General features: G+C 33.4%; 20 protein-coding genes and 1 tRNA gene. 16 read left to right on the top strand and 5 right to left on the bottom strand.

The features are described from left to right. Nucleotides 1-4 precede the first annotated feature (4 nt). Both ABXQ82_RS10040 and ABXQ82_RS10035 read left to right on the top strand, forming a co-directional pair. The gene (locus tag ABXQ82_RS10040) at nt 5-958 is read left to right on the top strand and encodes a transketolase family protein (protein ID WP_367058651.1); all 954 of its coding nucleotides are present in this window, start codon (nt 5-7) and stop codon (nt 956-958) included. A 145-nt stretch (nt 959-1,103) separates the two neighbouring features. Then, the gene (locus ABXQ82_RS10035; RefSeq protein WP_367058648.1) at nt 1,104-1,739 is read left to right on the top strand and encodes an outer membrane beta-barrel protein; all 636 of its coding nucleotides are present in this window, start codon (nt 1,104-1,106) and stop codon (nt 1,737-1,739) included. Nucleotides 1,740-1,820: 81 nt separating this feature from the next. Here ABXQ82_RS10035 and ABXQ82_RS10030 read toward each other — a convergent pair whose 3' ends face one another. Next, a complete protein-coding gene (locus tag ABXQ82_RS10030) occupies nt 1,821-2,909 on the bottom strand; it encodes a hypothetical protein (protein ID WP_367058646.1) in 1,089 nt (362 codons plus the stop codon). Between the two features lie 81 nt (nt 2,910-2,990). Between ABXQ82_RS10030 and ABXQ82_RS10025 the strand changes: the two genes are divergently transcribed. Continuing rightward, nucleotides 2,991-3,362, top strand: a complete 372-nt coding sequence (locus ABXQ82_RS10025; RefSeq protein WP_367058643.1) for an RNA-binding S4 domain-containing protein — start codon at nt 2,991-2,993, stop codon at nt 3,360-3,362. A gap of 27 nt (nt 3,363-3,389) precedes the next feature. Further along, on the top strand, nt 3,390-3,893 hold the full coding sequence (locus tag ABXQ82_RS10020) for a phosphoribosyltransferase family protein (RefSeq protein WP_367058640.1): 504 nt from the start codon (nt 3,390-3,392) through the stop codon (nt 3,891-3,893). Here the strand turns inward: ABXQ82_RS10020 and ABXQ82_RS10015 are convergent. Continuing rightward, a complete protein-coding gene (locus ABXQ82_RS10015; RefSeq protein WP_367058637.1) occupies nt 3,885-4,406 on the bottom strand; it encodes a shikimate kinase in 522 nt (173 codons plus the stop codon). The two genes, ABXQ82_RS10020 and ABXQ82_RS10015, sit on opposite strands and share 9 nt — an antisense overlap. 143 nt (nt 4,407-4,549) lie before the next feature. Between ABXQ82_RS10015 and ABXQ82_RS10010 the strand changes: the two genes are divergently transcribed. Beyond that, nucleotides 4,550-4,622, top strand: a tRNA-Lys gene (locus ABXQ82_RS10010). Between the two features lie 564 nt (nt 4,623-5,186). On the opposite strand, the gene ABXQ82_RS10005 is transcribed toward ABXQ82_RS10010, so the two are convergent. Further along, a complete protein-coding gene (locus ABXQ82_RS10005; protein WP_367058634.1) occupies nt 5,187-5,396 on the bottom strand; it encodes a hypothetical protein in 210 nt (69 codons plus the stop codon). A 608-nt stretch (nt 5,397-6,004) separates the two neighbouring features. On the opposite strand from ABXQ82_RS10005, the gene pheT reads away from it, so the two are divergent. Genes pheT through ABXQ82_RS09990 form a run of 3 tightly spaced genes read left to right on the top strand, consistent with a single transcriptional unit; the run spans nt 6,005 to nt 9,600 of the window. Then, the gene (gene pheT, locus ABXQ82_RS10000; protein ID WP_367058631.1) at nt 6,005-8,434 is read left to right on the top strand and encodes a phenylalanine--tRNA ligase subunit beta; all 2,430 of its coding nucleotides are present in this window, start codon (nt 6,005-6,007) and stop codon (nt 8,432-8,434) included. Nucleotides 8,435-8,437: 3 nt separating this feature from the next. After that, complete coding sequence (locus ABXQ82_RS09995; protein ID WP_367058628.1) at nt 8,438-9,304, top strand: phosphatase PAP2 family protein; 867 nt, start codon at nt 8,438-8,440, stop codon at nt 9,302-9,304. 59 nt (nt 9,305-9,363) lie between these two features. After that, a complete protein-coding gene (locus ABXQ82_RS09990; RefSeq protein WP_367058625.1) occupies nt 9,364-9,600 on the top strand; it encodes a DUF2007 domain-containing protein in 237 nt (78 codons plus the stop codon). A 1-nt stretch (nt 9,601) separates the two neighbouring features. Here the strand turns inward: ABXQ82_RS09990 and ABXQ82_RS09985 are convergent, their stop codons facing one another. Further along, nucleotides 9,602-11,227 (bottom strand): ABC-F family ATP-binding cassette domain-containing protein, encoded by a 1,626-nt coding sequence (locus ABXQ82_RS09985; protein WP_367058623.1) that lies wholly within the window; start codon nt 11,225-11,227, stop codon nt 9,602-9,604. A 255-nt stretch (nt 11,228-11,482) separates the two neighbouring features. Here ABXQ82_RS09985 and ABXQ82_RS09980 point away from each other — a divergent pair, with 255 nt between their 5' ends. The 3 genes from ABXQ82_RS09980 to trmD all read left to right on the top strand — a co-directional run bounded on the left by ABXQ82_RS09980 (nt 11,483) and on the right by trmD (nt 14,048). Next, nucleotides 11,483-12,814, top strand: coding sequence for a hypothetical protein (locus tag ABXQ82_RS09980; RefSeq protein ID WP_367058620.1), 1,332 nt, complete (start codon nt 11,483-11,485; stop codon nt 12,812-12,814). A 260-nt stretch (nt 12,815-13,074) separates the two neighbouring features. Then, nucleotides 13,075-13,257 carry a hypothetical protein gene (locus ABXQ82_RS09975; RefSeq protein ID WP_367058617.1) on the top strand — a complete coding sequence of 61 codons (183 nt, stop codon included), beginning with the start codon at nt 13,075-13,077 and terminating at the stop codon, nt 13,255-13,257. Nucleotides 13,258-13,370: 113 nt separating this feature from the next. Beyond that, nucleotides 13,371-14,048, top strand: coding sequence for a tRNA (guanosine(37)-N1)-methyltransferase TrmD (trmD, locus tag ABXQ82_RS09970; protein WP_367058614.1), 678 nt, complete (start codon nt 13,371-13,373; stop codon nt 14,046-14,048). 139 nt (nt 14,049-14,187) lie between these two features. Here trmD and ABXQ82_RS09965 read toward each other — a convergent pair whose 3' ends face one another. Continuing rightward, complete coding sequence (locus ABXQ82_RS09965) at nt 14,188-16,083, bottom strand: peptidase M61 (protein ID WP_367058611.1); 1,896 nt, start codon at nt 16,081-16,083, stop codon at nt 14,188-14,190. Between the two features lie 105 nt (nt 16,084-16,188). Here ABXQ82_RS09965 and ABXQ82_RS09960 point away from each other — a divergent pair, with 105 nt between their 5' ends. The 5 genes from ABXQ82_RS09960 to ABXQ82_RS09940 are packed head-to-tail and all read left to right on the top strand — an operon-like array spanning nt 16,189 to nt 21,392. After that, complete coding sequence (locus ABXQ82_RS09960) at nt 16,189-17,181, top strand: glycosyltransferase family 2 protein (protein ID WP_367058608.1); 993 nt, start codon at nt 16,189-16,191, stop codon at nt 17,179-17,181. Between the two features lie 50 nt (nt 17,182-17,231). Then, nucleotides 17,232-19,154 carry a BatA domain-containing protein gene (locus ABXQ82_RS09955; protein WP_367058605.1) on the top strand — a complete coding sequence of 641 codons (1,923 nt, stop codon included), beginning with the start codon at nt 17,232-17,234 and terminating at the stop codon, nt 19,152-19,154. Then, a complete protein-coding gene (locus tag ABXQ82_RS09950) occupies nt 19,151-20,404 on the top strand; it encodes a dihydroorotase (protein ID WP_367058602.1) in 1,254 nt (417 codons plus the stop codon). The genes ABXQ82_RS09955 and ABXQ82_RS09950 overlap by 4 nt, the downstream gene beginning before the upstream one ends. Before the next feature lies 1 nt (nt 20,405). Further along, nucleotides 20,406-20,735, top strand: coding sequence for a hypothetical protein (locus tag ABXQ82_RS09945; RefSeq protein WP_367058599.1), 330 nt, complete (start codon nt 20,406-20,408; stop codon nt 20,733-20,735). Continuing rightward, nucleotides 20,736-21,392 carry an alpha/beta fold hydrolase gene (locus ABXQ82_RS09940; RefSeq protein WP_367058596.1) on the top strand — a complete coding sequence of 219 codons (657 nt, stop codon included), beginning with the start codon at nt 20,736-20,738 and terminating at the stop codon, nt 21,390-21,392. The last annotated feature ends 108 nt before the right edge of the window (nt 21,393-21,500 follow it).

Genomic DNA, 21,500 nt, shown 5'->3' with positions numbered 1-21,500 from the left:
AGTTATGAAAACATATACATACACAGAAAAAAAAGATACAAGAAGTGGTTTTGGTGCTGGTTTAGCAGAACTTGGCAGAACCAATCCTAATGTTGTTGCACTTTGTGCGGACTTAATTGGGTCTTTAAAAATGAACGAGTTTATTAAAGAAAACCCTGAGCGTTTTTTTCAAATAGGAATTGCAGAAGCTAATATGATGGGGATTGCTGCTGGTTTAACAATTGGTGGTAAAATTCCTTTTACAGGTACTTTTGCAAACTTTTCTACGGGTCGTGTTTACGATCAAATTCGTCAATCTATCGCCTATTCCGGGAAGAATGTAAAAATTTGTGCTTCGCATGCTGGTTTAACTTTAGGTGAAGATGGTGCAACCCACCAAATCCTTGAAGATATCGGGTTGATGAAAATGTTACCGGGAATGACGGTTATAAATCCTTGCGATTATAACCAAACGAAAGCCGCAACTATTGCAATTGCAGATCATGAAGGCCCTGTTTATTTGCGTTTTGGAAGACCATCCGTTCCAATTTTTACGCCTGATAATCAAAAATTCGAAATAGGGAAAGCCATTCAATTGACTGAAGGTACTGATGTAACTATTGTTGCAACAGGACATTTGGTTTGGGAAGCCTTAGAAGCCTCTAAAGTTTTAAATGAAGCTGGTATTTCTGCTGAAGTCATAAATATGCACACCATCAAACCTTTGGACGATGCTGCTATTTTAGCTTCTGTTGCTAAAACAGGTTGTATTGTTACTGCCGAAGAACATAATATTCTTGGTGGTTTAGGCGAAAGTGTTGCTCGTGTATTGGCAACCAATAATCCAACGCCTCAAGAATTTGTTGGCACTAATGATACATTTGGCGAATCTGGTACTCCAGCACAGTTAATGGATAAATATGGATTAAACAGTACCGCCATTGTTGAAAAAGCAAAAGCAGTTATCAAAAGAAAATAGAATATTTAAATATTTACGAAAAGGTGCTTTTAAAGAATTAAGAGCACCTTTTTTTTTGTTCTTAATCTTTACCTGATTTAAAATATTTTTGGTTTGGCAACGTTTTTGATATCAAATATGGCATCAAATCTTAAAAACGATTATTATGAAAAAAACAAATGAATTAAGTAAGGAGCTTAAAACGCAGTTTTCAACAGGTAAGATTGTTTTATTTATTTTAACTCTCATATTACTTTCTATTTCTGGTTACGCCCAAACCCAAACTGGCTTTGGTATAAAAGGAGGATTGAACTACAACGCCAATGGCGATTATTTTGAATCTATTAGTGATAATGCTCAAAATCCAGATAGAAATGTTGGTTACCATGTTGGACTTTTTGGGAAAATTGGAAAAAAGGTTTATTTAAGACCGGAATTGGTTTATACCAGAACCAAGAGTGATTATAAAGACGATACTTTTGAGCTCAGCAAAATCGATGCGCCTGTTTTAGTTGGCGTTAAAGTTTTAGGCCCAATAAGTGTTTTTGGCGGCCCTTCCTTCCAATACATTTTAGATTCTGAATTTGAAGGTATTAACATCAATAATGTTGAAGATGACTTTTCAGTTGGGCTGAACTTTGGGATCGGACTTAACTTTAAAAAATTAGGGATTGATTTGAGATATGAAAGAGGCTTTAACAACAACGAAGCTAAATTTATAAATACGAACGTTGGAAGTGTTGAAAGTAGATTAGACACTAGACCAGATCAATTGATATTGAGTCTGTCTTTGTTACTGTAGGTAAAAAACCAAATTTATTCAACACAAAAAACTCACCAATTTGGCGAGTTTTTTGTGTGTTTTATCATTGTAAGCTTAATTTTAATCAGCATCTAAATAGTCAGGAATAGTATCATCATCAGTATCGGTAAATTCGATGATTGTTCCAACAAATTTGTTATTAAGTTCATCTTTAAGAATTTCGACTAATTGCTCATTTAGATTTAATGTTTCATTTTGAACTTCCTCTAGCGTATCCTTAGTTACAGTTCTAATTTTTATTTCATCTTTCGTTAAAACACCGTCACCATCATCATCAGCATCTACAAAATCTGGTGTACCGTCATTATCAGTATCATCATCACCTTCTTTTTCTCGGTCATCAGGATCTATTGAGAACTCTCCATCACCATCAATATCTTCAATATGGGATGGTACACCGTCGTTATCATAATCATTATTAAAACTTTTGTATAATTCAAATTTAAAGATCAATGGGGCATACAAAGGAATACCGCTGCCCTGCCTTGGATTTGCAAAATAAGCCAAACCAGATGGCAAGAACATAACTCCTGTACCGTGATTTGAAAAATTAAATGTACCATCACCATTATCTGTCAAAGACTCCGCTCCCTTGAATTCTGGCATGATTTTTCTAAACCCAGCTATCAATCCTCCATCATCAACACCATTACCTATAAGATTAGACTGTACTGGAGTAACAGCACTATCAAAAACAGAATCATCATCCTCAAGCAAACTTCCTTCATACGTATATGAAATTCTATCAGAGAAATCTATAAACTCTTCTCCCCCCCCGGTATTTAATCGTAAAAAATAAATTTTATATTCTACACTAGCAAAAGTGATGGTTTCTGTCTCTACTTCATCATTCTCAATACCATCATCAGTAAACAAAACTTTATCAGTAGCGTTAGGCAAAACACCACTTTCAGGTATTTCATCAATTATCAATTCAGATATTTTAGGGTTTGTATTACCTTCAAAAGCACCTGCATTATAATAATGAGTCGTAAGATATTTAATTATAGAATCATTATCAGCCATTTGCTGTTCGCCTCTATCCCTAATAACAACTTGAGGAATATCTGTAGCATCATCATCCTTCTTACAAGACGATAAACCCAGCATTAAACATAATATTAAAAAACCAATTTTTCTTAAACTCATTATTGCTTATTTTTGGCGTGCAAGATACAATTTTAATATAATTTTGCACCTAAACATTAACGTAGTTTTATAAGAATTGTTATGCGTATTGATAAATTTTTATGGTGTGTGAGATACTATAAAACAAGAACTTTGGCTACTACTGCCTGTAAAAAAGGTCATATTAAAATTAATGGCGATGTGGTTAAACCCAGTCGGGAAGTTTTCCCTATGGATAAAATTGAATTGCGTAAAAACCAAATCAACTACCAACTCACGGTTAATGATATTCCCGCCAGTAGAGTTTCGGCAAAATTAGTAGATATTTATAGAGTGGATACCACACCCAAAGAACAGTTTGAAGCGCAAGAACTTTTAAAATATTCTAAAGAGTATTACAGGAAAAGAGGCACAGGAAGGCCTACTAAAAAAGATAGACGGGATATTGACGGTTTTACAGATGAAAATGAGTAATTTTATAGTTTAATTTACAATTTACACATGAATTTAAAGGACAATGTAATTCTTAATCACAAAGAAATTCAGCATAAAATAAGACGTATAGCGTTTCAAATTTACGAGAGTAACGTCAATGAAACCGAGGTTATTATTGCTGGAATAGACAGTAACGGTTATGTGTTGGCAAAAAAACTAAAGGTACTTCTCGAAAAAATTTCGGATATAAAACCTATACTTTGTCGCGTTACTATTGATAAGAAAAAACCTTGGGACACAATTTCTACATCTTTAAAACCAGATGAATACACCAACAAATCACTTGTTTTGGTTGACGATGTATTAAATTCTGGCACCACATTAATTTATGGTGTGAAACATTTTTTAAATGTACCTTTAAAACAATTTAAGACTGCTGTTTTGGTCAATAGAAATCATAAAAAATATCCCGTGAAAGCAGATTTTAAAGGCATTTCATTATCTACATCGTTACATGAACATGTTCAAGTGGTTCTAGAAGGAAAATCTCATGAAGTAGTTTTAGAATAACTCCAAAATTATAGCTTCAACAACGTCGTCCTTAGTTTTATTATCAATAGATACTTGAATTTCTGCTTGATTATAAAACTGTATCCGTTCAAATAAATGCTTCCCAATAAACTCTGTCATTTCTTCTTTAGTTTCAATATGGGCAATTAGCGGACGTTTCGCTTTTTTTCGCATTAACTTTTCAACTAAAGTAGTTAAGGACGCCTTTAAATAGATACTCTTAACGTTTTTGTTATTTAGCAAAACATCCATATTTCCGCTGTAGCAAGGCGTACCTCCTCCAACTGATAAAATGGTCTTATTTTCAGACTTTAATAGTGCATTGAGATAAAATGCTTCTTTCTTTCTAAAATAGATTTCCCCCTTTTCCTTAAACACTTCGGTCACCGTCATGTTTTCTTTTTCTTCGATAATAGCATCTAAATCGAGAAAATTATAATTCAATTTTTCTGCTAATTTTTTTCCAATTGACGTCTTTCCAGAAGCCATATACCCAATTAATACAATGATCATTTTCCCGCTATAAATTGATTATTAAAAACATACGTATTTGAACCGCAAAAAAACAAAAATTTCTTCAGAAAAAGTATTGTTTTATTAATTAAACATTTTATATTTGCACCCGCTAACCGCAATGCGTTAGTTGTTGAAATAATGACCTGGTAGCTCAGTTGGTAGAGCATCTCCCTTTTAAGGAGAGGGTCCTGGGTTCGAGCCCCAGCCCGGTCACAAAAATAGTAAGCCTGAAACAGAAATGTTTTAGGCTTTTTTTATTTTTTTATATCTCGTCCTTATATAAAAACAATCAAACGGACATTTATATAAGAATCAAGCTAAATGGAAAACGAACATCAGTTTAAAGAAAAAAGTTGATGTAAATTCTTGGGATGTGGAATGTGAGATCCCAAAAAGTTAAAGGTAATGGAAAAAAGCTCAGAAAAATCAACCTAATGTTTACACAAAAAAAGTGATCCATTATATCACTTTTACTTTAATAATTTCTTTAATGCCCCAGGTCCATTCGATTATTGAAAAATGTAATCAAATAAATTTTATTGTTCTTTCTTTCCTCCTTATAAAACAAGGAAACATTTTTATGGACGATTCCCTTTCTTATACCTAACTTCTCGTTTGCGAATGGATGAACTACCTGTCCATTCTTGACCTTTTCCAATAATTCGTTAGTTAGACCTCTGAAGTTCCTCATTTCCTTTTTTGTCCATCTCCATTCGAGGTTTTAAAAACTTCCCTGTAGGTAACCTTGGCTAGTCTCGTCCAAATAATTTCCATTAACTAAATGCCGTAAGCTTCGTTAATTTCTTTCATTACTTGCTCATGGGTGAACGTATTTCCCTCCTCAATGTCTTTCAACCCTGCTTCAATCAATAACTTCTCTGTCTCAGAGACATCATCAGCCCAATCAGAAGATGTCGAAAGCCCATTCTTGATATTCTTCAATTTTGAAATAATCGATTCGTCCTTTAGGTTCACCAACCATTCCATTAGCTTATATTTTTCTAATTGTATATCCATAGTATTGGCATATAGTCACAAAGGTAACGATTTTTGAATTCAATTATTTTAATTCTGTATTTCTCCTTAATGGAATTGTCTTCAAGCCTAAAACTTCCACTAAGTTCCATTAAAGCGTATGCATCATCACCAGTATTGCCATTATAGGCAACTCTCCATTATTCTCCACTATAGTATCCCTGTTGAAAATTGTATCCTGAAGACCAGAAATATTCCCTCTTGAACCCCGCTAGAGCCAGTTTTTACTTGTTCTGTCAACGCGTGTCTCGTCCTTATATAAGCTGACACAAAAAAACCCAACCACATATGATTGAGTTTTAATTCTGCAAGTTGATTTTGATTGATTAAAACAAGAGTTACATCTTATTCCATCTACAAGATATTGCCAAATTACGCGCTCGAGTGTTAGCGTTTTGTTAAAGCTTTTCCCAATACTGTTAATTAACGCTTCTTTAAGAGACTGTTAAAAATTAACATTTTGAGCTTCTATACGTTTTCTATGCCATAAAATATGATAACTACTGTTGATTGCTAGATGCAAAAAAATTATATTTGCGAGTTCAAAGTGAATATGATTTATGAAGATTTCTTATAACTGGTTGAAACAATTTATTAAAACAGATTGGACACCAGAACAAACAAGCGAATTACTTACCGATTTAGGATTAGAGGTTGAAGGCATAGAAACATACCAATCTGTAAAAGGAGGTTTAGAAGGTGTTGTTGTTGGTAAAGTTTTAACTTGTAAAAAACACCCCAACGCAGACAAGCTTAAAGTAACCACCGTTGATGTTGGCGGCGACGCTCCTATACAAATTGTGTGTGGCGCACCAAATGTAGCTGCAGGCCAAAAAGTGCCAGTTGCTACTCTTGGCACAACTTTATATACTGAAGAAGGTGAAGCTTGGACCATTAAAAAAGGAAAAATCAGAGGCGAGGAAAGTCATGGCATGATTTGCGCTGAAGATGAATTGGGTTTGGGTAAATCTCACGATGGAATTCTAGTTTTAGATGGAAGTATTAAAATTGGATTGCCAGTAGCCGATATTTTTGATATTGAAAACGATTCGGTTTTTGAAATTGGATTAACACCAAATCGTGCCGATGCCATGAGCCATTATGGTACGGCTCGCGATCTTAAAGCTGGTTTAACCCAAAAAGAAATTAACCTAGAATTAATGACACCATCGGTTAGCGCGTTTAATGTTGAAAACAGAACGCTTAAAATGGATGTTAATGTTATTGATAAAGAATTAGCACCACGTTATTGTGGGGTTACTATTTCTGGAATAAAAGTTTCAGAATCTCCCGATTGGTTAAAACACAGATTAAAAGCCATTGGCTTAAGCCCCATAAACAACATAGTTGATGCTACAAATTATGTATTGCACGAGCTTGGGCAACCGCTACATGCTTTTGATGCCGCAAAAATTACAGATAGCAAAATTGAGGTAAAGACGCTTGAAAAAGGCACAAAATTCGTTACCCTTGATGGTGTTGAGCGTGAGTTGCACGAAGAAGATTTAATGATTTGTGATGGCGAAAAACCAATGTGTATTGCTGGTGTTTTTGGTGGTATCGATTCTGGTGTTACCGAACAAACAAAAAATATATTTTTAGAAAGTGCTTATTTTAACCCCGTAAGTGTTAGAAAAACCGCAAAACGCCATGGATTGAATACCGATGCGTCTTTCCGTTTTGAACGTGGTATCGATCCTAATATTACGGAATATGCTTTAAAACGTGCCACTTTGTTAATCCAAGAATTGGCTGGAGGCGATATTACAAGTGATATTGTGGATATTTATCCAAAAAAAATTGAAGACTTCCAGGTGCGCTTAAGTTTTGATAATGCTCGTAAAATTATTGGAGAGGAAATTCCGAAGGAAACCATTAAAAGTATTTTGTCTGCTTTAGATATTAAAGTGAATAATGTTACTGAAACAGGATTGGGTTTAACAGTTCCTGCTTATAGAAATGATGTGCAACGAGAAGCTGATATTATTGAGGAAATTCTTAGAGTGTATGGTTATAACAACATAACAATCTCAGAAAAACTAAATGCTTCTATCTCTAGTATGTCTCGTTTTGAAGATTATAAAATTCAAAACACCATAGGGAATCAACTGGCTGCCCAGGGGTTTTATGAAATTCTTTCAAACTCATTAACGACGCCCAATTATGCTGCGCTAAGCGAACAATTAAAAGAAGCGCATAATATTGAAATGTTGAACCCTTTAAGTAATGATTTGTCGGTTTTAAGGCAGTCTTTATTGTTTTCAGGACTGGAAGCCGTTTCATATAATAGCAATAGAAAGCGACAAGATTTAAAGCTTTTTGAATTCGGAAAGACCTATCATAATTATTCCGAAGAAAAAGCAGAACCAAAGCATTTAACGCTTTTTGCTACTGGAAATCAAAATCAAGACCATTGGAATGCATCTGGAAACTCAAAAAGTGATTATTTCTTTTTAAAAGGTATTGTCACTTCTGTTTTGGAACGATTGGGAATTTTAAGATTTAGTGAAGCACCAATTAAAAACGATGTATTTAGCGAAGGTATTTCTTTAAGTTTAGGGAAAACAAAATTGGTTGAATTTGGATTGGTTACAAAGCAAGTTTTAAAACATTTTGATATTTCTCAAGAAGTAGTATGTGCCGATTTTAATTGGGATGCCATTCTGGAAATTGTAAAACGTAACAAAATTGTTTTTAAAGCGATTCCGAAATATCCAGAGGTAAAGCGCGATTTTGCTCTACTAATAGATGACGCAGTTACTTTTGAGTCTATATATAAGATTGCAAAACAAACAGAAAAACAATTATTGAAAAACGTGAATTTGTTTGATGTCTATCAAGGTAAAAATCTACCTAAAGGCAAAAAGAGTTATGCGGTAAGTTTTATACTTCAAGATGAACACAAAACACTTAATGATAAACAAATAGATAAAATAATGACTAAATTACAAACCAATTTCGAAAAACAATTGGGGGCGGAATTGCGTTAATCTATGAGTGTTCATTCTAAAAATTTCTGTTTAATTACGCTTACTGTTGCGTTAACCATGTGCTTATTCACACAAGCACAAAACTCAATTAATAGTGATTCTATTATTAAAGATGACAGCAGAGCACATCTTTTAAAACACGATATAAAATATACTGTAAAAGGTGTTGTTCATGGATTTACAAGACCATTACGTTGGAAGGGTAAAGATTTTGCAAAATTAGGTACCTTATTAGCAGGCACTATTGCGCTTTCCACTTTAGACAATGAAACCAAACGTTTTTTTGGTAGAAATCAGGAAAACTTCCCAAAACCCATTCGCGATTTTGGTTGGTATTTTGGGAGTCCTCAAAATTATTTTATGGCAAATGCAGGTTTGTATGGTGTTGGCATACTTACCAAGAATGAAAAAATTAGAAAAACGAGCGTTTTAATCATTTCTTCATCAATAACTAATGGGGTCATACAAAGTTTATTAAAAAGTGGCGTTGGTAGAGCAAGACCAAGTTCAGGCTTTGGAAATTATGATTTTGAATTGTTTTCAACAAAACCTTCCCATCACTCCTTTCCTTCGGGACATACAGCATTGGCTATCACAATGTCTCACGCTATAGCGAAACAATTTGAGAATATTTGGGTTAAAGTTGGTATTTATAGCATTGGTGCTATTCCTCCTATTTCAAGATTGGTTGACGGTGCGCATTGGCTAACAGATATTGCCTTTTCTACTGCTCTAAGTATAATTATAGTTGATGGTATAGACAAATTCCTGTTTAACTCAAAGGCTTATGATGATTCTAAATCGCCAAAAAAGATAGCTTGGAATTTTAATTTTTCGGGAAATACGATAGGAGTTGTAGGTAGTTTTTAAGCTTCTACTTTTTAATTTTTTTTTGTATCTTTAGAAGAGAACCTTTAAAACTATCGGCTATGTCAAACTACATCAAAGTATTTTCAGGAAATTTTATTGAAGTGCAACGTATTTTTAAAGCACTTGAAGACGTAAACATTTGCGCCATAATCAAAGATGAATCTGAGTCGGGTCGATTAGCTGGATTTGGTGCTTCCATTCAAGGACTTCAAGAAATACACGTTCACAAAGACGAACTTGATAAAGCTGAAGTATTACTAGAAAAACTAAGCTCAGAGTCAGAATTACAGGAATAAATTAAGCAGTTACCGCATACATTTTATCGCGCAATTCTTTAATTTTCTTGTCTTGCATGTATTCATCAAACGTTGTATATCGGTCTATAATACCGCTTGGTGTTAACTCAATGACACGATTTGCTACTGTTTGGGCAAACTCATGGTCATGTGTTGTAAACAAAACTGTGCCTTTAAAGTTTTTCAACGAATTATTAAATGCCGTAATACTTTCTAAATCTAAATGGTTTGTGGGTTCGTCAAGCATCAAAACATTGGCTCTTATCATCATCATTCTACTTAACATACAACGCACTTTTTCGCCTCCAGAAAGCACACTGCATTTTTTAAGCGCCTCCTCTCCGCTAAATATCATTTTCCCCAAAAATCCACGAATATAAACTTCCTCGCGTTCTTCTTCAGTAGTTGCCCATTGGCGTAACCAATCTACTAAAGATAATTCACTATCAAAAAATTCACTATTATCAAGAGGTAAATAAGATTGTGAAGTTGTTACACCCCAAGCAAATTTACCAGCATCTGCTTTTTCATTACCATTAATAATTTGATAAAACGCTGTTGTTGCTCTAGAATCTTTTGAAAACACTACTACTTTATCGCCTTTTACCAAGTTTAAATCTATGTTGTTAAATAATACTTCACCATCTAAAGTAGCTGAAAGTCCTTCAATATTTAAAATTTGGTCGCCAGCCTCACGATCGCGTTCAAAAATAATAGCTGGATAACGACGACTGGTTCTTCTAATGTCCGAAATATTCAATTTGTCAATCATTTTCTTTCTACTGGTTGCTTGTTTACTTTTTGCAACGTTTGCAGAAAAACGACGTATAAATTCTTCCAATTCCTTTTTCTTCTCTTCAGCCTTCTTGTTTTGTTGTGCATGTTGTCTCGCAGCTAACTGAGACGATTCATACCAAAATGTATAGTTTCCGGAAAAGTGATTGATCTTTCCAAAATCAATATCAGAAATATGTGTACAAACTGCATCTAAAAAGTGTCTATCGTGAGATACCACAATCACACAGTTATCATAATTAGCCAAGAAATTCTCTAACCACGAAATGGTTTCGTAATCCAAATCGTTGGTAGGCTCATCCATTATCAGCACATCAGGATTTCCAAATAAAGCCTGCGCTAAAAGTACTCGTACTTTTTGTTTACCATCCAAATCTGCCATTAAAGAATAATGATGCTCTTCTTTTATTCCCAAATTAGAAAGCATGGCGGCAGCATCACTATCGGCATTCCAACCATTCATCTCTTCAAACTTCACTTGAAGCTCCCCTATTCTATCAGCATTTTCATCAGAATAATCGGCATACAAGGCATCAATCTCCGTTTTAATTTTATATAACGGTTTGTTGCCCATTAAAATGGTTTCTAAAACTGTATGTTCATCATATAAATTATGATTTTGCTCTAGCACAGACATACGTTTACCTGTTTCTAAAGACACATGTCCAGAAGTAGGTTCTTGTTTTCCAGAAATAATTCTTAAAAATGTGGACTTACCAGAACCGTTGGCGCCAATAATACCATAACAATTCCCGTTATTGAAAGTAGTATTTACTTCGTCAAACAAAACACGCTTACCAAACTGTACCGAAAGGTTTGAAACTGATAACATAACCCGATTTTAAATTTTGTGCAAAAGTAAAAAATTCTATCCGTTACAAGAAACTTAAGGCCTTTATTTCTTAAGATAGCTATAACAACATTTAACAACGCATTAACAGGGAATTCTATCAGCAACACATATTTTTGTATCAACAGGTAACAATATCTGTTTTTCGAGGAGGGATTTATGAAACTTTATATATACATAGTATGTATTTTTTTCTCATTTGTGAGTTGCGGTAAAGATTCGTGCAAGTATGCAATCTTGGGGGGTGAGATAATTAACAAGAATACCGATTATGTGGTTCTTTTCGATTCTAAAGACGTTATCGATACCGTTAAACTTGATGGGAACAATCGTTTTTCTTATAAAATTGAAAATTTAAACCCTGGTTTTTATACGTTTCGCCATGGAGGCGAAATACAAATGGTGTTGCTAGAGCCTGGAGATAGCATTATGTTTCGCTTGAATACGTTCGATTTTGATGAATCTTTAGTTTATACTGGAAAAGGTGCAAAAAAGAACAACTATTTAATTAATGATTTTCTTCAAAATGAAATCGAAGAGAAAAGGGTGTTTAAATTTTGTCAATTAACTCCAGAGTCTTTTGAACATCAAATTAATGCCATTAGAACAAAAAAGAATAGAAAGCTAAAACATTTTCAGGAAAAAAATAAGCCTTCAGCATTATTTAATAAAATTGCCCAAGCCAACATAGATTATAGTTATTTTTCGAGTAAAGAAATATATCCTTTTGTACATTATGGCCGCAATAAGAAAAAAATTATAGAGGCATTACCGGATGATTTTTACGATTACCGAAAGACCATTGATTATAATGACGATTTTTTTAAGGATTATTTTAATTATCACGCTTTTTTAAGACATAGCTTTAACAATATAGCCCTAGAATCTCATTTAAAACATGCCGATAAGGCTCGATTTAGCTGGACGGATTGTTGTTATAACATGGACAGACTTGAAGCTATTGACAGCTTGGTGAGCAATACTGAAATTAAAAATCAATTATTGTATCATTACTCAATGAGCTTTCTCTCAAAGAACAAAAAAATTGAGTTTAACGATAAAATCATCAAATCATTTCTTGAGAAAAGCACAGACAAGAAGAAAAATGATTTGATTGTATCTTACAGTAAGTCTGTTAACAAATTAAAACCTGGGGAACATTTTCCTGACGTTCGAGTTTTAAACTTGCAAAACGATGTTGTTGCTATTAATACCTTATTTAAAAAGCCAACAGTTGTTTATTTTTGGTCGCATTTATATAAAGATTATTTTGAAAACAGCCATAAGCGCGTCAATGAATTGATGATAAAATATCCTGAAATAGAATTTATTTCAGTAAATATAGACGATTATAGTACTGAAAGATGGGCTTCTACAGTTAAGAAGAAAAAGTTTGCGCTTCAAAACGAGTACCTATTCGAAAAACCCCAACAGTCTGTTGAACAATTAGCGATATATCCTTTAACTAAAGTAATTATGGTTAATAATAAAAGTAAAATTGTAAATGGCCATGCCAATATGTTTGCCCATGGTTTTGAAGAGGAACTTCTTGGGCTTTTGAACCAGTAAACTGACAGTTTTTCAAATGTCACCATCATTTTGATTTGGAATATTTTTTGATATCTAATATTGATTTTTTATAGTTCATAGCATTTCTTATTTGAAATTACTGTAAAATAAAATAATGATTTTTTTCTTTATACAAGACATAAAAACAAAGCATAGCCTTAGTTACGGTTTCTTTTTATGTTGAAGTAGAAAGGGAAAAAGGGTGTTTTATTACGGTTATTTCAAATAAGAAATGGTATTAATCTTAAAACTTTTAAATTATGGAAGAAAAGCCAGTTAAAATTGAATTTATTAAAAAAAAGGGAGACAACTATCTTATAAAATTTCCCTATTTAAAAATCCCCGTTTCTGTTAACGATGACCTATACGTTAAAATGCTAAATAGCAGCATGTATGAGTTTGTAAATTTGCCCAAACAAAATTCAAGAGTGAATTCAGCTTAGATTATTTATTTGAGTTTTAAAATTCATATTAAATTTCAGGCTGTCAAATATATGTTTTGGCATCCTGATATTTAATAGAACAATTAATTTATCTTTGCTACAAGATTACTTTTATGCGCATAGATATTATTACCGTATTACCTGAATTACTTAAAAGTCCGTTTGAAGCTTCGATTTTAAAACGTGCTATTGCCGCGAACTTGGTTGCAGTTCATTTCCATAATCTTAGGGATTTCACTTCTGATAATTACAAATCTATTGACGACACCCAATTTGGCGGAGGTGCAGGTATGGTCATGATGGTAGAACCCATTGATAAATGTATTTCTAGTTTGAAATCTCAGCGTTCCTATGATGAGATTATCTATATGACACCTGATGGAGAAACGCTTCATCAAGGCATTGCAAACCAAGTGTCATTGAAAGAAAATATTATTATTCTATGCGGTCATTATAAAGGTGTTGACCAACGTGTGCGTGACCATTTAATTACGAGAGAAATATCTATTGGCGATTTTGTGTTGTCAGGCGGCGAACTGGCTGCTGCTGTTTTATGTGATGCTGTAATTCGGTTAATCCCTGGGGTTTTAGGTAATGAAACCTCTGCATTAACAGATTCTTTTCAAGATAATTTACTGGCACCACCTATTTATACCAAACCAAGAGAATACAAAGGATGGAAAGTCCCAGAATTGTTGTTTAGCGGTAACTTACCAAAAATAGAACAATGGCGGGAAGATGAAGCTTATAAGCGTACTCAAAAATTGCGTCCGGATTTGTTGGATGATTAAACTGGTAATTTTAAAATCCCAAATAACAAATATTAAATTCCAAATAACAATCCCGATAGCTATCGGAACTAAATTCCAAAAAAGAAAGCGATTAGTCTAAAGATTAATCGCTTTTCAAATTTGATGGACTGTTTTTGATCTATCCCTTTAACCACGCTTTACGTAACGCCATTTGTTCATCGGTTGCTCCTTCTTTTTCTATTAAACCTTTCCCCATAGTATAGGGCTGTGTGGTTGTAGTTTTAATGATGACTTCCTCTCCGTTTCTATCAAGTTTTACGTCAATTTCCTTACCAGGTTTCCACATAAATACTTCTTGCAGTACTTGATTTGCATTCATCATCGTTAAATTAGTTCCATTGATGGTTTTAATAACATCGTTTGGTCTTGCACCATTTTCAGCCCAAAAGCTATTTTCCAAAACTGCATCTGTGAAAAAGATAGTGCCTTTTTGTCCGTCTCCGCTCACAATTGGGGCACCATTCATCATAATATAATTTGTTTCAATTTTAGCATCACCAATTTCTAATCCTACTTTTTCAAAAAAGTCGTTATAGTTAATTGGTAAATCGCCTACAACATGCGTATTTAAAAATTCCCCAACAGATGGATACGTCATTGCTGTAATTTCTGCAATTAGTTTATCATCTTCAAAAGGTTTGTTTTTACCGTACTTATTTGATAACTCTTTCATTAAGGATAAAATCCCCCTATTACCATTACTTTCTTCACGCATCAAAATATCAATACACATACCAATTAATGCACCTTTTTGATATACGTTTATGTATTCATTTTTATAAGGGTCTTTTAAAATATTTTCACTCATAATAGTGAAACTCATGGCATCGTTATAGCGCCTAGACATTTGAATTTTTTCCATGATTTTGGCAAAAAATTCATCTTCAGTAACCAACCCTTGATCCACCTGGAAAAGTGTCGCAAAATACTCAGTTACACCTTCATACATCCAGAGGTGCTTAGAAAATGTTGGTGTGTCATAATCAAAATAATGCACATCCTCAGAGTGTACGCTCAACGGTGTTACAATATGGAAAAACTCATGCGATACCACATCTATCATGCTTTCTGCCAATGCTTCTTCATCCATAGTTTCTGGTAAAACCACAACAGTTGATGTATGATGCTCTAACGCTCCAAACCCTTTTGGCGAATCTTCTTTTCCTTCAGATAAATACAAGTAAATATCATAACGCGGCGTCGTGTTAACATCTCCTAAATAGGCTTTTTGCGCTTGCATCATTTTAAAAATCGTTTCTTTTAATGATGCAGCAGAATGTATCTTGTTTGGAGAATACACACTCAATACAATTTTAATATCACCCACTTGGAATTCCTCAACATCCAAATTACCATACATCATAGGATTATCAGTAACATCAAAATATCTTGGAGCGGCATAACTTGTTGTAACAAACTTATTATCATCACTAGTTTTGGAAGCCACGTTTTGTAATGCAGAAGTACGCACAAAATCTGCTGGCGCAGTAACATCCAATTTGTACTGATTGTTTTTTAATGTATCAAAATAACCTATAAATCCATGCAGATTTAACACATAGTTTTCAGGCTCAATATTAGTTCCAGAAGGCGAAAAAGGTTCTTCGCCTCCTATGCCTCCTTTGGTTTCAATATCATAAGTATCATTCACATAGTACGTTATTTTGTCTAAAGCTTTCGCATTTTCAATCGTCCAAGTATTGGTATCTACTTTGGTTACTTTTAGTTCGTTTCCATCGTAATCAATGGCTTTAAAATCATCAACATACTTCCCGAAATCACTCACAGAATAGGTGCCTTGAATCACTCTAGGCAATCTGTAAGTAACCGTTTCTGTAGTAAAACGACCTGGGTTTATAGTAACTGGCGCTTTATCGTCCGTAACTTTTGATAAATCTATATGCGATGCAATGGGTACATTAATTGCCAAATCGTTGGCTTTATTTTTTCCTGCTCCACAACCAAAAAGCGCAACACTTAAAAAGGTTGATGCCACAAAAACTCTAATATTCATCTGTAAAATTTTTAATTATAAGTGCATAAAAATAAGACTATGTTTTACCATGTATTCATAAGGTTTTGTTAAATATATTATCTTCGTGGGATGCAAAAACCTTTAGTGAGCATATTAACCCCCTTTAAAAATACCGGACAGTTTTTAGAGGAATGCTTGCAGTCTATAATTGACCAAACCTATACCAATTGGGAATTACTAATTGTGGATGATCATTCTACCGACAATAGTTATGATATCGTTGAAACATTCGCTAAAAAAGACGAAAGAATTAAACTATTAAAAAATGATGGTAATGGTATTATTGATGCTTTAAGGTTAGCTTTTAAAAACAGTTCAGGCGAATTTATGACTAGAATGGATAGTGATGATGTGATGCTTCCGAATAAAATCAAAGTTTTAGCAAATAACCTGTTAAACTCTGGAAAACAACACATTGCCATAGGATTAGTGGATTATTTTAATGAACATGGTATTGGTTCCGGTTATAAAAATTATGAAACATGGTTAAATAATTTGACCGAAAAAGGCGAAAATTATAATGAAATCTATAAAGAATGTGTGATCCCTTCTCCATGTTGGATGATTCATAGAGAAGATTTAATTGCTTGTGACGCGTTTCAGCCTAACGTTTACCCAGAAGATTACGACTTAGCCTTTCGATTTTACAAACAGGGTTTTAGATGTATCCCGTGTGATACTGTTATTCATAAATGGCGGGATTACAGCACAAGAACATCACGAACACATGTGCATTATGCCGAAAATCATTTTATCCCATTGAAAATAAATCATTTTTTAGAAATTGATTATGATAGCTCGAAAAACCTAGTGATTTGGGGCGCAGGTGCTAAAGGAAAATTTATGGCGAAACTATTTTTGGAAAAACATATACCGTTTGAATGGATTTGCGATAATCCGAATAAAATTGGCAAAGACATTTATGGCAAAAAATTATTGAATTTTGAGGCGTTATCTGAAATTAAAAACCCCCAGAGTTTAATTACCGTAGCAAATAAAGAAGCCCAAAAAGACATAAAAAGCTATTTAAATAAACTAAACCTAGAACCGTTTAAAGACTATATTTTCTTTTGTTAGTTTTACAAAAATCAAAAAAAATACGTAGGTTTGACAAATCAATAAAATAAATGCAGTTTAAACACCCCGAACTTCTTTACGCTTTATTTTTACTGGTAATTCCAATTATAGTTCATTTATTTCAACTTCGGAAATTTAAAAAAGTCCCCTTTACAAATGTTGCCTTTTTAAAAAAGGTTACGATGCAAACCCGTAAAAGTTCGCAATTAAAAAAATGGTTAACGCTTTTAACACGTTTGCTTTTATTTGCTGCGATTATCATTGCTTTTGCGCAACCTTATTTTTCTAAAAATAATACCTTAAACCGAACGACAGAAACGGTTGTTTACTTAGATAATTCGTTTAGTATGGAGGCCAAAGGTGCAGATGGCAAACTTTTAAAACGCGCCATTCAAGACATTATAAGTAATGTTCCAGAAAACCAAGACATTTCAATTTTAACCAATACTGACATTTTTAAAAACACAACGGTAAGCGCCGCAAAAAACAGCTTATTACAATTAGACTATTCATCAAAGCAACTGTCTTATAATGCCGCAATTTTAAAAAGTAAAAACCTTTTTAGCAAAGATAAAAGCACGCTAAAAAATCTAATTTTTATATCAGATTTTCAAAATACCGATACTGGTTTTAGTCCACAAAAAGATGCTTTGATAAACATTCAAGCAGTAAAACTAATCCCTATAAACACTCAAAATGCAGCAATAGACAGCGCCTATATATCAAATATGAGTCCAACGAAATTAGAATTAAGCGTCGTTTTAAAAAATAGTGGGAATCCATTAGATAATATTCCAATTTCACTTTTAAACAATGATAACTTAATAGCCAAGACATCAACTGCCATAACTACCAATGAAAAAGTAACTTTCGATTTACCTGTAAATGAAGTGATCAACGGCGAACTAAAAATAAACGACACGCATTTACAGTTTGATAATACACTTTATTTTAACATAAATGCTTCAGAAAAAATAAACGTTTTAGCCATAAGCGATTCAGACACAGGTTTCTTAAAACGAATTTATACAAATGATGAATTTGAGTTTACAACTTCCAAATTAAATGGTTTAAACTATACAAATATTAGCGATCAAAACCTTATCGTTTTAAACGATTTGAAAAGTATTCCGAATGCGTTAGCCTCTGCTTTAATGGCTTATTCTAATAATGGAGGGGCTTTACTAATTATTCCTTCGGAAGCTATAAATATTAGCTCTTATAACGGTTTATTGGGAAATTATAAACTCGATTTTAAAGAACTAGTCACTTCAGAAAAACGCATTACAACAATCAATTATAGCCATCCACTTTACAACAATGGCGTATTTGAAAAGCGTGTTACCAATTTTCAATATCCTAAGGTTAATTCATTTTACAATTTGAATTCCAGCAGTAATTCGATACTTTCTTTTGAAGATGGCACACCTTTTTTAACAGGGAATTCTAAAACTTATCTTGTAACTGCTGCATTGAATACTAAAAATTCAAATTTTAAAAACTCGCCTTTAATTGTTCCCACCTTTTATAATATTGCAAAAAGTAGTTTTAAAATTCCGCAGCTTTATTATAATATAGGTGTGCAAAACAACTATGAAGTTAAAGTGAATTTGCAACAAGATGGCGTAATCTCTTTAGAAAAAGGAGATGATAAATTTATTCCAAGACAACAGAGTTTTGGCGATAAAGTAAGTATCACAACAATTGAAACCCCTGATAAAGCTGGAATTTATACTATTAAAAACAAAGCTGTTTCACTAAAAAATGTAAGTTATAATTATATTAGAACCGAGAGTGATTTAAGCTATCAGGACATTACCAATTTGCAACATGTTACCGTAAGCGATTCGATACCTGCTCTATTTGACACCTTAAAAAGTGACGCTAAAATTAACGCGCTATGGAAATGGTTTGTTATTTTTGCACTAATTCTGTTACTCATAGAAATGCTCATCTTAAAATATTTTAAATGAACATACTTATAAAATCCGCCACAATACTAGATTCTAAAAGTGATTTTCATAACACTACCCAAGATATTTTAGTTGAAAACGGATTAATTTCCAAAATTGGAAGCCATCTTAAAAACCCTAAAAAATATCGAGAAATTGCTTTTGAAAACCTTCACGTTTCCCAAGGTTGGTTTGATAGTAGCGTTTCTTTTGGAGAACCAGGTTTTGAAGAACGCGAAACTATAGAAAACGGCATTAAAACTGCTGCCCTATCTGGTTTTACTTCGGTAGCCTTAAACCCTAATACAAATCCGGTCATCGATACGAGTTCAGATGTGGCTTTTGTAAAATCTAAAGCTTTAAACAAAGCGGTTGATGCATTGCCTATCGGTGCCTTAACGCAAGGTAGTAAAGGCGAGGATTTAGCAGAACTCTTCGATATGAAAAACGCTGGTGCCATAGCGTTTTACGATTACAAGAAGCCAATTTCCAACCCAAACATGTTGAAGATTGCGCTACAATACGCGAGTAATTTTGGAGGTTTGGTCTGCTCTTTTCCGCAGGAAAATAGAATTTCCGGCTCTGGAGTTATGAATGAAAATATTACCAGTACATCTTTAGGTTTAAAAGGAAATCCGGCCTTAGCAGAAGAATTACAAATTGCCCGCGACTTATTTTTATTGGAATATACTGAAGGTAAATTGCACATCCCAACAATTTCAACTGCTAAAGGCGTGCAACTAATCAGGGAAGCAAAACAAAAGAAATTGGATGTGAGTTGTAGTGTTGCAATTCATAACCTGTATTTTACAGATGAAAATTTAACCGATTTTGAAACGAATTTTAAAGTTAAACCACCTTTAAGAACCCAAAACGATATTGATGCGCTTATCGAAGGTCTAAAAGATGGTACAATTGATATGGTAACTAGCGATCATAATCCGTTGGACATCGAATTAAAGAAGATAGAATTTGACCATGCAGACTATGGCACCATTGGTTTGGAAAGTGCTTTTGGAGCATTACAAAGTCGTTTCACATTAAAGAAAACCATTGAGATTTTAACCAATGGAAAAACCAGATTTGGTTTAGAACAAACACCTATTAACATTGGAAATAAGCTGAATATTACATTGTTCAATCCAAATTCAAAATATACATTTTCAAAAGAACATATTGTTTCAAAATCCCAAAATGCCATATTTAACGGAGAAACACTTAAGGGAACTACTTACGGGGTTATTGCAAATAATACTATAACTTTAAAATAACATGACAGAACACGATATTAAAGAAGGAAAAACGTTTGCAATAGTTTCTTACTTTACGTTTGTTGGGTTGATAATAGCAATTATTAAAAATTTAAATTTAAAAAACCCCTTCACGGCATTTCATATCAGACAAATGCTTGGATTGATTTTACTTTTGATTTTTTCAAACGTAACTGAAAAATATGTAAATAGTTTACTTGGCACTATTCTATGGTTTGGGACTTTCATTTTTTGGATTTTCGGACTTATAAATGCTATTAATGGAGACACAAAACTCGTCCCCTTTTTCGGAAAATTATTTCAAGAATGGTTTGCAAATATTGGTAAATAAATGGTTCATACGTCACTTTCATTACAATATGTTTTACGGGAATCTAGTTTAAAAGAAAATCCCCCGTTATTAATAATGCTTCATGGTTATGGTAGTGATGAAAACGACTTGTTTTCTTTTTCGGCAGAACTACCCGAAGAACTTTTAATTATTTCTGTTAGAGCACCCTACCCTATGCAACCTTATGGAAATGCGTGGTATGCCATTAATTTTGACGAAGAGCAAGGTAAGTGGAATGATAACGTACAGGCGAAAGCATCGGTAGATCTAATATCAAAATTTATTGATGAAGTCATTTCTAAATACCCGGTCAAAAAAGATAATATTACACTTTTAGGGTTTAGCCAAGGTAGTATTTTGAGTTACGCTGTTGCATTGACGTATCCTGAGAAAGTAAAAAACATAATTGCTCTTAGTGGTTATGTCAACCAAGACATTTTACCAAAAAACTTAAAGGAGCAGGATTATTCTAAGTTAGATTTTTATTGCTCCCACGGAAGTGTAGATCAAGTAATCCCAGTAGATTGGGCGCGAAAAACACAACCTTTTTTAAATGCATTGAACATCAAGAATACCTATTCTGAATTCCCTGTTGGTCATGGTGTGTCGCCTCAGAATTTTTATGAGTTTAAGGAGTGGTTGATACAACGCATTTAATTTTTTCTTATCCTTTTTTAGTCTTTAAAAAGATATACCTCTTTATGTATTCTATTACGATTTTGAAAACACCTATTTTATGCTTGACCCGTAGGTCCGAAATTTAAT

The sequence above is a fragment of the Algibacter sp. 2305UL17-15 genome (genome assembly GCF_040720935.1).
Lineage (GTDB): Bacteria > Bacteroidota > Bacteroidia > Flavobacteriales > Flavobacteriaceae > Jejuia.
The sequence above is the reverse complement of the archived record's forward strand: the minus strand, read 5'-3'. Positions and strand labels throughout refer to the sequence as shown.